General features: G+C 59.9%; 10 protein-coding genes. 5 read left to right on the forward strand and 5 right to left on the reverse strand.

Going from position 1 to position 11,202, the window contains the following annotated elements; genetic code table 11:
* Positions 1-49: 49 nt before the first annotated feature.
* The 4 genes from KCG45_RS13005 to KCG45_RS13020 all read left to right on the forward strand — a co-directional run bounded on the left by KCG45_RS13005 (position 50) and on the right by KCG45_RS13020 (position 3,622).
* Entirely contained in the window at positions 50-388 is a 339-nt protein-coding gene (locus KCG45_RS13005; RefSeq protein ID WP_218317743.1) for a PilZ domain-containing protein, read from the forward strand.
* 127 nt (positions 389-515) lie between these two features.
* A complete protein-coding gene (locus tag KCG45_RS13010) occupies positions 516-1,784 on the forward strand; it encodes an MFS transporter (RefSeq protein WP_369410805.1) in 1,269 nt (422 codons plus the stop codon).
* 1 nt (position 1,785) lies between these two features.
* Positions 1,786-2,706: a cysteine synthase A gene (gene cysK / locus KCG45_RS13015; RefSeq protein WP_218317745.1), complete on the forward strand. Its 921-nt coding sequence runs from the start codon at positions 1,786-1,788 to the stop codon at positions 2,704-2,706.
* Positions 2,707-2,845: 139 nt separating this feature from the next.
* Positions 2,846-3,622 (forward strand): aspartyl/asparaginyl beta-hydroxylase domain-containing protein, encoded by a 777-nt coding sequence (locus tag KCG45_RS13020; RefSeq protein WP_218317746.1) that lies wholly within the window; start codon positions 2,846-2,848, stop codon positions 3,620-3,622.
* 80 nt (positions 3,623-3,702) lie between these two features.
* On the opposite strand, the gene KCG45_RS13025 is transcribed toward KCG45_RS13020, so the two are convergent.
* The 4 genes from KCG45_RS13025 to KCG45_RS13040 all read right to left on the reverse strand — a co-directional run bounded on the left by KCG45_RS13025 (position 3,703) and on the right by KCG45_RS13040 (position 7,662).
* On the reverse strand, positions 3,703-5,508 hold the full coding sequence (locus KCG45_RS13025; RefSeq protein ID WP_218317747.1) for an acyl-CoA dehydrogenase C-terminal domain-containing protein: 1,806 nt from the start codon (positions 5,506-5,508) through the stop codon (positions 3,703-3,705).
* A gap of 91 nt (positions 5,509-5,599) precedes the next feature.
* Positions 5,600-6,064 carry a MerR family transcriptional regulator gene (locus KCG45_RS13030; RefSeq protein WP_218317748.1) on the reverse strand — a complete coding sequence of 155 codons (465 nt, stop codon included), beginning with the start codon at positions 6,062-6,064 and terminating at the stop codon, positions 5,600-5,602.
* Positions 6,065-6,109: 45 nt separating this feature from the next.
* Positions 6,110-6,508: a phosphoribosyl-AMP cyclohydrolase gene (hisI, locus tag KCG45_RS13035; RefSeq protein WP_369410792.1), complete on the reverse strand. Its 399-nt coding sequence runs from the start codon at positions 6,506-6,508 to the stop codon at positions 6,110-6,112.
* Positions 6,509-6,846: 338 nt separating this feature from the next.
* Positions 6,847-7,662: a ComF family protein gene (locus KCG45_RS13040; RefSeq protein WP_218317750.1), complete on the reverse strand. Its 816-nt coding sequence runs from the start codon at positions 7,660-7,662 to the stop codon at positions 6,847-6,849.
* Between the two features lie 56 nt (positions 7,663-7,718).
* Between KCG45_RS13040 and KCG45_RS13045 the strand changes: the two genes are divergently transcribed.
* On the forward strand, positions 7,719-8,471 hold the full coding sequence (locus KCG45_RS13045) for a methyltransferase (protein WP_218317751.1): 753 nt from the start codon (positions 7,719-7,721) through the stop codon (positions 8,469-8,471).
* Here KCG45_RS13045 and ppdK read toward each other — a convergent pair.
* Positions 8,468-11,137, reverse strand: coding sequence for a pyruvate, phosphate dikinase (gene ppdK / locus KCG45_RS13050; RefSeq protein ID WP_218317752.1), 2,670 nt, complete (start codon positions 11,135-11,137; stop codon positions 8,468-8,470). The two genes, KCG45_RS13045 and ppdK, sit on opposite strands and share 4 nt — an antisense overlap.
* Positions 11,138-11,202: the final 65 nt, after the last annotated feature.

Here is an 11,202-nt window from a genome sequence, read left to right on the forward strand (position 1 = left end):
TTGCGGTGCATTAGGGATCGCAGTGAATGATAATGGAGGTCGTGCAATCGTGTCAGCGGGAGCAAATTTAAGCGTCACCGATTTGCGCCGCGCGGCGCGTCATCCGGTCGATTTCCCGGTGATCGTGGAGCATTTTGCGCACGGCGATCTGAATCTCCACGTCAGCAACATGTCCGCACACGGCTTCATGGTCGACGATGCGGAAAAACTGAAGCGCGGCGACCGCGTAATCATTCGCCTTCCCGTCGTCGGGCGGATTGAAGCCTATGTCATTTGGACCCGCGACAACCGCGCTGGCTTCCAGTTCGAACGCATCATTCGCCTTGACGATTTCATGAGCATTATCGACACTTTGCAGCCAAACCCACGTCTGCGCCGGAACCGCTAATCGCGCTCGGCCACTAAGTTGGCGTTGCATTTTAAGGTAGCATAGCTGGCTTGGCAGACGTCTTGTGTCCTGCCATGGCGCATGAGTGAACGACACCAGCACCGATCCATCGCAACATCCTTTTCGGATCCATAATTTCCGCTGTTACTGGCTGAGCCGCCTGTCGATGACGCTGGCACAATACGCCATGCTTCTGATCATCGGTTGGCAAACCTATAACATCGCGCGCGATGCCGGTCTGACAATTGCCGAGGCATCCGGGCAGCTTGCTCTCATCGGGCTTCTGCAGTTCCTGCCGCTCTTTATCCTGACCCCGTTTTCCGGTCTGGCCGCGGATCGTTTCGATCGGCGTTCACTCGGGCGTCTGACGGTGCTTCTCCAGCTTATCTGCGCTGGCATACTTGGGTGGTCCACCTGGACCGGCTCAATATCGATCCCCATCCTGTTCGGCATCGCGGTCCTGCTCGGTATCGCGCGGGGGTTTGCCGGGCCTGCCCTCTCCGCGCTCGCTCCCAACCTCGTGCCGAAGCCTATTTTGCCCACGGCAATCGCACTGTCATCGATATCATGGCAAGTCGGCATGATCGGAGGGCCCGCGCTCGGCGGATATCTGTATTCTATCGAACCTGCCCTTCCCTATGCGGTCGCGACTGGATTGTTCGCTGTATCAATGATCGCGCTTTCGTTGATCGGCAAAGTTCCTCAACCCGCCGTTCGAAAAGACCAGCGGCCCATCGGAGCTATCGTCGACGGCCTGAAATACGTGGTGCACAATAAGATGGTGCTCGGAGCAATCACACTCGATCTTCTCGCGGTTTTTCTGGCCGGAGCCACGGCCCTGTTCCCGGTCTATGCACGCGATATCCTGCAAGTGGGGGAGACGGGACTAAGCCAGCTCGCAATGGCTCCGGCGGTCGGGGCGGCACTGACAGCGCTGTGGTTTTCTTTCCGCCCGATCAAGACAGGCGTTGGGCCGAAAATGCTTTGGGCTGTGGCAATCTTTGGCGTGGCGACGATCGTCTTCGGCCTTTCGAAATCCATGCCGCTCAGCCTGGCCATGCTGTTCATCGTCGGCGCAGCGGACATGTTCAGTGTGTATATTCGCCAGTCATTGATCCAGTTGCATACGCCAGACGACAAACGTGGGCGCGTTTCCTCGGTCAGCCTGCTCACCATCAGCGCCTCCAACGAAGGCGGAGATTTCTTCTCCGGCACGCTCGCATTCCTGATTGGCCCGGTCGCCGCCGTCGTCGTGGGCGGGATCGGGGCGATTGTAACCGTTGGTCTGTGGAGCCGCGTATTCCCGGTGCTTCGGACAACAAAGACCTTCGATCCGCCGGACAATTTGTTAGAAGACGATCAGAACCCAGAAAAGACCAATCCCCAGGAGGCCTGACATGAAAGCGCACAGCATTCTCGAAACGATCGGCAAAACCCCGCACATCCGCCTGTCGCGTATGTTTCCCGATCACGAAGTGTGGTTGAAATCGGAACGTGCCAATCCCGGCGGCTCGATCAAGGATCGCATTGCGCTTGCCATGGTCGAGGATGCGGAGAGTTCGGGCAAGCTCAAACCGGGCGGCACCATCGTTGAACCCACAAGCGGGAACACCGGCATCGGCCTCGCTATGGTAGCGGCTGTGAAAGGCTACAAACTGGTGCTGGTCATGCCGGAGAGCATGTCGGTCGAGCGCCGCCGCCTTATGCTCGCATACGGCGCCACATTCGACCTCACGCCCAAGGAAAAGGGAATGAAAGGCGCGATCGAACGCGCGACCGAGATCGTCGAGAACACCGACGGCACCTGGATGCCGAGCCAGTTCGAGAATCCTGCGAACGTCGCCGTCCATGTTCGTACAACCGCTCAGGAAATTCTGGCCGACTTCGCCGACAATCCGATCGACGTGTTGATTACCGGCGTCGGAACCGGCGGCCACCTGACTGGATGCGCTGAGGAGCTCAAAAAACATTGGAGTGGGTTTAAGGCTTATGGTGTGGAACCCGAAGGATCGCCGGTCATAAATGGCGGCTCACCTGGACCGCACCCCATTCAGGGCATTGGCGCCGGCTTTATTCCCGATAACCTTCACACCGACGCCATTGACGGGGCCATCACCGTGGATCCCGATGACGCCAAGGAAATGGCTCGCCGCGCCGCGCGTGAAGAGGGCATGCTGATCGGCATTTCGTCCGGAGCGACCCTGGCAGCGATCGCCAAGAAACTGCCCGATCTCTCTTCTGGATCGCGCGTGATGGGCTTCAACTACGATACTGGTGAGCGGTATCTTTCGGTCCCGGAATTTCTGCCGGTAGAATGAGGCGATTACGTCGGAGTCCTCACTTAGCATCGCCATAGGCCGGATTCCCAAAAGCGTTGATCGAAACTCATAAGAAACCTCCCCGCTCGTTCGATAGACTTGGCCTTGCCAGTACATCGTTCGAACGAAGGAGGTTTCGATGGACTTGTCGAATGGAGCCGCCCCGACCGCCAGGGAATCGGCCAAGCCGCTCCACTATCGGTTTGCGAAAAAACAGCGGCACAAGGTCAACGCAGTCATCGCATCGAGTTCGCTAATATCCGACCGTCCCGTGTTTGATGCGTCCGATTTCGACTGGACGCAGCCGCTCGCCGACGATTGGCAGGCTATCCGTGAGGAAGCGTTGGCGATCTATCGACACCGCGATGCAATCCCGCCGCTCCGTGAGATATCTCCCGATCATCGGCGGATCATGCGGGACAATTCGTGGCGCAGCTTCTTCCTTGTCGGCTACGGACACCGGCAGGAGGAAAATATCGCGCGCGCGCCTCGCACTGCGGAACTGGTGAGCAGTATTCCCGGCCTGAACTCCGCATTCTTCTCGATCCTTGCTCCAGGCGCGCGGATCGTACCCCATCGCGGCGTCACGAAAGCATTCATCACCGCGCATCTCGGGCTAGAAATCCCGCGCGATCGCGCCTCATGCTGGATGCGGGTGGGCGATCAGCGCCTGCATTGGGATGAGGGCAAATGGACCCTCTTTGACGACACTTACGAGCATGAGGTTCACAACGACACTGACGAGGCGCGGATCATACTGCTGTGCCAGGTGGCTCGCCCGCTCAAGGCCCCCGGTTCGTGGCTTGCCGCCGCAACGCTGGGCTATGTTCGACGCAGTCATTTCGTCCGCGATGCCAGGGACAATCTGGCCGATTGGGAGACGGTCTTCGCCCGCGCGGAACGCGGCGAAATGTGACTCCAAAATGGTCGGACCCAACGAAAAAGGCTCGGGAGTCCCCACTCCCGAGCCTCTTTGCGTGACGATTTCGTATTCGATCAGGCTGCTGTGGCGAATGCCTCTTCCGACAGCTTCATCATGTTGTCGCTGCCCGCCTCAAGCTTGCGGCGCAGAGCGCCGGCGTCGGGCAGGAAGCGTTCGGCATAATATGCAGCGGAAGTCAGCTTCGCTTCGTAGAACGCCTTGTCTTCCGGTTCACCGGCCAGAGCGTCCTTCGCTACCTTTGCCATCTTCAACCAGAAAAAGCCGAGCGTCACGATGCCCATGATGTGCATGTAATGATGCGCGCCGGCGCCGAGATGGTTCGGGTTCTGCATGGCGTTTTGCATGAACCACATCGTCGCGGCTTTCTGTTCTCCGAGTGCTTTTTCAAGGCGCTCTGCCAGATCCTTTAGGGCTTCATCCTGCTTCGCAGCGGCGATTTCCTCGTCAATCATGGCGAAAAATGCCTGCACGGCCTTGCCGCCCTTCGATGCGAGCTTGCGTCCGCACAGATCCATCGCCTGCACGCCGTTCGTGCCTTCGTAGATCATGGCGATGCGGCTATCGCGCACGAACTGCTCCATGCCCCATTCCTTGACATAGCCGTGTCCGCCATAGACCTGCTGCATGTTGTTCGCGATGTCATAGCCCTTGTCAGTGCCGTAACCCTTGATGACGGGAGTCATGAGGCCAATCAGTTCATCGGCGAGCCCGCGCTCTTCCTCGGTCTGAGCCTTGTGCGTCAGGTCAACCTGAAGCGCACCCCACAGACACAGCGCACGCATGCCTTCGTTGAAGACCTTCGCGTCCATCAGCATACGGCGAACATCGGGATGAACGAAGATCGGGTCGGCCTGCTTTTCAGGTTCGGCCGGTCCGGAGAGCGCGCGGCCCTGACGGCGATCGAGCGCGTAGTTCACGGCGTTCTGATAGCTGACTTCAGCCTGCGCGAGGCCCTGCATACCGACCCCGAGGCGCGCTGCGTTCATCATAACGAACATGGCGGCGAGACCCTTGTTTTCTTCGCCAACCATATATCCGGTGGCCCCGTCGTAATTGAGGACACACGTCGAGTTGCCATGGATGCCCATTTTCTTTTCGATCGAACCGCAGCTCACGCCATTGCGTTCACCCGGTTCGCCGTTTTCGTCGAGGAGAAACTTCGGCACGATGAAGAGCGAAATGCCCTTTGAACTGTCAGGGGCGCCTGGGGTCTTCGCGAGCACCAGGTGAATGATATTGCTCGTCAGGTCGTGTTCGCCGGCGGAGATGAAAATCTTGGTCCCGGTGATCTTGTACGATCCATCGCCCTGCGGCTCCGCCTTGGTGCGGATCATGCCGAGGTCGGTGCCGCAATGCGGCTCGGTCAGGTTCATCGTGCCGGACCATTCACCCGAAATCATCTTCGGCAGGTAAGTATCTTTCTGCTCCTGCGAACCAGCGGCTTCGATCGCCGCCGATGCGCCATTGGTCAGGCCAGGATACATGCCGAACGCCTGATTGGCGGTGGCAGTAAATTCTTCCATCACGAAGCCGAGCACATGCGGCAGACCCTGCCCGCCATATTCCTCGGGCTTCGCAAGCGTGCCCCAACCACCCTCGACATAGGCATCGTACGCTTCCTTGAACCCGTCGGGCGTCGTAACCGAGCCGTCTTCATGACGGGTGCAGCCCTGCTCGTCACCGATCTGGTTGATTGGAGCGAGAACTTCGGAGGCGAACTTGCCGGCTTCGTTCACAATCGCATCGATCATGTCGGGCGTCGCATTTTCGAAACCTGGAAGATTTCCGTAGCTTGCCAGATCGAGCATTTCGTTGATTACGAAACGGGTGTCGCGGGTTGGAGCGGTATAAGTCGGCATCAAAAGATTCCCTTGATGAGCGTTTGAAGATTATTGTTGGCGACTCGGCGATCAAGGCCGATTTTAGAGCGGATCGAGTTTTTGGATATCACTATCCAAGATCTAGATTTTGGATATCGGTAACGAAGTCGGTCAATTCCTTGATCGAGGAATCGATGTCCGCTCGTTGAGCTTTGAGCTTGGCGATGTGCGCTTTGCATTTCTCAACCGTGACACGGCGCTGCTCTACTCGGCCATCGTCGAGATCATACAGATCGATCATCTCGCGAATTTCGGTGAGGCTGAAGCCGACATTCTTGGCCCGCATGATCCACGCAAGCCGAGCACGATCGCGCTTCGAGTAAACGCGGGTCAGACCGACGCGTGCCGGACTGATAAGCCCTTCGTCCTCATAAAAGCGGAGCGCGCGTGCGGTGCAACCAAATTCGGAGGTCAGGTCGGAGATCGAAAATTGCTCACGCTCATGCTTGTCAGGCCTGTCGAGGTGCGCGCCATTGCGGCGGCTCTCTGATCCGGTGACATTTCGCGTGTTTTCGTTTGCAGGTGCGGTAGCCATGTATGACCACCTACCTTCCCTTTACGTGAACGTCAACCCCTAACCTTAACGGGAAGCCGAGAACAGTGCGCTCGCATCGTCAGCGTCCGGATCGAGCCGCCGATAGAAACAGGATCGCGCTCCCGTGTGGCACGTCGGGCCATCAGGCGACGCATGAATGACCAGAGCATCCTGATCGCAATCGACCAACATTTTCTCCACCTTCAGGAAATTGCCCGAGGTCTCGCCTTTCAGCCACAATCTGCCGCGAGATCGTGACCAGAAGTGGACATTGCCGCTCTCTCGCGTGCGCGCCAGAGCTTCGGCATTCATGAAGGCGACGACGAGCACATCTTTCGAATCGACATCGACGACCACAGCGGTCAGCAAGCCATTCGAATCGAACTTCGGGACGAAACGCGATCCGGATTCGCGCTCCTCGCGGGATACTGAATTATCGTTCACTGGTTGTCGGCTCCTCATTTCGTCTCGCATCGATACGGGATGACGCCCAACGGGTCACCAGTTGCGACGATTTGTTGCACTATGACAACAGATGTTAGCCAAAATCGGATGTGACAGATGTTTCATCTTTCGAATCTCTCCGTCGAATGGAAGAAAGCTCGCACGAGCCGTCAAAAGCTCTCCACCGAACATCGGCGCGGTACAGTGCCAGGTTCAGGGGGTGGTCAGATCAAGGCCCAACAGCGGGGTGTTGGATTGGTCTGGTTGAACGATGAGGGATAGGATCCTGATGGCCAAGTTAGGGGGTGGCCATCTGAGCTCTTAAGAGCGGTTCCGCATCATTTCGTCACGTGGCGCCCGAGGTCTTCATGACCTCGGGCGTTATGTTTTGGGCCCGGATTTCTCGCTTTTCCGCCCATTCCCGATCCATCCACGACGCGCGCGAAGCACGCGATGCGAACCGATCGGGCGCCTGCATCCAGCAGCGCATCCACACATGCATCGCTCGTCGCGCCGCTGGTCAACACGTCATCCACCAGCATGATATCGCGATCCCTGAATTGGTGGACGCGAGAATTTCGAACCGATATCGCACCGACCAGAGCTTGCTCGCGCTGCCCCCTCCCCAAGCCGCCGAGGTTTGGTGTTCGCTTCGCTCGGATCAGCGCGTCGACCAGCAATTCGCCTTTGCCAAGGCGCTCCAGTTCTCGGGCGAGCAAGGCAGCCTGATTGAAACCGCGATGCCAGAGTCGCCAGCGGTGCAAGGGCACTGGCACCAACAGGGGCGGCTCGCTCACAAAATCTGGCAGCCGCGACGCCATCAATCGGGCAAGCAACCCCGCGAGCGAGATTTTGCCGCCATGTTTGAATGCAAGAATGAGCTTCCGCGATGCATCGTTATATAGCGTCGCCGCGTGCACGCCTGCATGGCGCGGCGCCTTGCTCTCGCACCCGGCGCAATTGGTAACGCCATTCGCAACCGGCCGGTTGCAGCGGATGCAGGCGGGGGTTCCGGGAACTTCAAGATTGCCCCAGCACTCCGCGCACATCCCGCCCTGCACGGCCACGGCATCCCCGCAAAGTGGACACCGCGGAGGATAGACAAGGTCAATCACCGGGCTCAAACCACCGGCAATCTGTGCGGCGAACTTCATCGCCAATGCTTGCCACGGCTTGCAGTCTCTGGGCAAGCGCGGCAGTGGGCTGAGCGATGAACTCCGCGCCGCCGAAAATCTTCGACCGCCAGCGTGCCGCCGCGAAATGGCAGCGCGCCAGGTTTCGCCGCAACGCCGCTGATGGCGCGGATTATCTCGTCCGAATGATGACGGACGACATTGCCGAGCGGCTCGACTTCATGCGGTTTGCCGCGAAGAAACCGCTGGTAGTCGGGCCTGCCCCCGCGGATCTTTCGGACGCACTCGGATCGCAAATCAACGCTGTGACCGCCGCACCGCTCGGCGAGTTCGACGAGGAACGGCCTGGTCCGTTCGAGGCCCACGACCTGATCGTTCACCTCCTTGGCCTCGGCGTGGTCAACGATCTTCCCGGCGCGCTCATCCACGCCCGAAATGCGCTCATCGACGGAGGATTGTTCATGGCCGCTTTTCCGGGAGCGGGCAGCGTACCGGTGCTCCGACAGCTAGCCTTGGTCGCAGACGGCGATCGGCCCGCGGCCCGCATCCATCCGCAGGTCGACAACCGCGCTGGGACTGCCCTCCTCGAACGTGCCGGGTTCTCCCGCCAGGTCGTGGACAGCTATCCGGTCAGAGTTCGCTTCTCCTCGCTCGACCGGATGATCGCGGATCTTCGCGACCACGGTCTGACCAGTTCGCTTGCCAGCCCTGCCCCGCCCATTACGCGCATTGGCTGGGCCCGGGCTCAAGCCGCCTTCGATGCTTTGCGGGATGACGACGGCAAGGTTACCGAGACGTTTGAAATCCTCACCCTGACCGGTTGGCGTTAACCCCTGAGCGCCGCCTGCGCCGCAGCGAGCCGGGCGATCGGCACGCGGTACGGAGAGGCGCTTACGTAATCGAGGCCGACTTTCTCGCAGAACGCGATGCTGGCAGGATCGCCGCCATGCTCTCCGCAAATGCCGAGCTTGATATCGGGTCGGGTCGCCCTGCCCCGTTCCGCCGCCATTTCGACCAGCTGTCCGACCCCGTCGATGTCGAGGCTAACGAACGGATCGCGCGGGAATATCCCCTTGTCGACATAGGGGGCGAGGAAGCGCGCTGAATCATCGCGCGACACGCCAAGGGTCGTCTGGGTCAAATCGTTCGTACCGAAGCTGAAGAATTCACCGTGGTGTGCGATCTCTCCGGCCATCAATGCGGCGCGCGGCAGTTCGATCATGGTGCCGACCAGGTAATCGACCCGCTCGCCCTGCTCTGCAAACACCTCTTCGGCCACGCGGTCGACAAGCGCCCGCAGCAATTCCAGTTCGCGCTTAGTCGCGACGAGCGGGATCATTATCTCGGGCAGAGGAGCTTCGCCGCTCGATTTCTGTACGGCGCAGACAGCTTCGAAGATCGCCCGTGCCTGCATCTCGTAGATTTCGGGAAAGGTTATGCCGAGCCTGCAGCCGCGATGACCGAGCATCGGGTTGAATTCATGCAGCTCGCCCGCACGGCGCTTGAGGTGATCGACCCCAAGCCCGGTTGCATCGGCGAGATCTTCGAAATCCGCATCCTGCGTGGGCAGGAATTCGTGGAGCGGCGGATCGAGCAGACGGATCGTGCACGGGAGGCCCGTCATGACCTCGAAGATACCGGTGAAATCGGCGCGCTGTTCGGGCAGCAGCATTTCGAGCGCCTTGCGGCGCCCCTTCTCATCCTCGGCAAGGATCATCTGCCGGACCGCACTGATACGACCGGCATCGAAGAACATGTGCTCGGTGCGGCAAAGCCCGATGCCCTCGGCGCCGAATTGCCGCGCCATCCGGCAATCGTCCGGCGTTTCCGCATTGGTTCGCACCTTCATCCGGCGCAGCTTGTCCGCCCACACCATCAATGTGCCAAAATCGCCCGCCAGTTCCGGCTTCACGGTCGGGACGATGCCGAGCATGACCTGACCGTTCGCCCCGTCGAGCGTGATCTCGTCGCCTTCTTTCAGCTCTTGCGAGCCGATCCGCAGCGTTCTTGTCTTGCGATCGATCGTCACACCGCTCGCGCCCGATACGCACGGCCTGCCCATCCCGCGTGCAACGACCGCCGCGTGTGACGTCATGCCGCCGCGGGCGGTCAGGATACCCTGCGCCGCGTGCATGCCGTGGATGTCCTCGGGACTGGTTTCGACGCGGACCAGGATCACCTTGTCGCCGCGCTGGGACCATTGCTCGGCCGTGTCGGCGTCCAGCACGATTTTACCCGCCGCCGCCCCCGGCGACGCGGGCAGGCCAGTGGCAAGCACATTGCGCTCTGCCGAGGGATCGAGCGTCGGGTGAAGCAATTGGTCGAGCGCCATGGGATCGACCCGGCGTACGGCTTCTTGCTCTTCGATCAGGCCTTCTCCGACCATGTCGACCGCCATTTTCAGCGCCGCTTTCGCCGTGCGCTTCCCACTGCGCGTCTGCAGCATCCAGAGCTTGCCGCGTTCCACGGTAAACTCGATATCCTGCATGTCCCTGTAATGCCCTTCGAGCAGGTCGAACACACGCGCCAGCTCGCCATATGCGTCCGGCATGGCCTCTTCCATGCTGAGCGGTTTGGCGCCTGCCGCCTCCCGCGCATCCTTGGTCAGGTATTGCGGGGTACGAATGCCGGCGACCACGTCTTCGCCCTGCGCGTTGATAAGATATTCGCCGTAATAGGCGCGCGCACCGGTCGCGGGATCGCGCGTGAACGCAACACCGGTCGCACTGGTGTCGCCCATATTGCCGAACACCATCGCCTGCACGTTGACGGCGGTGCCCATATCGTGCGGGATATCATTGAGACGGCGGTAAATCTTCGCCCGATCGGTATCCCAGCTATCGAAAACCGCACCGATCGCGCCCCACAGCTGTGCCTGCGGGTCCTGCGGGAACGGCTCCCCCAGCTCGGTCTGGACGATGGATTTGAACTCGCTCACCAGCGCCCGCCACTCATCGGCGGAAAGCTCGGTATCGGCGTAATAGCCGTTGTCTTCCTTCGTGATCTCGAGCGCTTCTTCGAACAGGCCGTGATCGACGCCTAGCACCACGTCGGAATACATCTGTACGAACCGGCGGTAGCTGTCCCATGCGAAACGGGCATCGCCGCTGGTATTCGCAAGGCCTTCAACCGTTTCATCATTGAGGCCAAGGTTCAGCACCGTGTCCATCATGCCGGGCATGGAGATTGCCGCGCCCGAACGGACCGAGACAAGCAGCGGGTCCGACGCATCGCCGAACGTCTTCCCGACCGATCGCTCTATATGCGCCACCGCATCTGCGACAGCGGATCTCAGGCCGTTATCGAATGTCTTGTCGCCCGCAAGATATTCGAGGCATTGCTCGGTCGTGATCGTGAAGCCGGGCGGCACGGGCAGGCCGATGCTGGCCATTTCGGCAAGGTTCGCGCCCTTGCCCCCGGTGACGGTCTTGTCGCCCTGGCGCGGATCGTCATGCGCGGCATTTCCGCCGAAATGATAGACCGTTTGCTGCGACATTTAATTTCCTACTTTGCTTGACACATTGTCCAACATGTCACCCTGAAGAAACGCCTTTAAGCGTC

The organism is Erythrobacter ani, from assembly GCF_019204025.1.
GTDB classification, from domain to species: Bacteria; Pseudomonadota; Alphaproteobacteria; order Sphingomonadales; family Sphingomonadaceae; genus Erythrobacter; species Erythrobacter ani.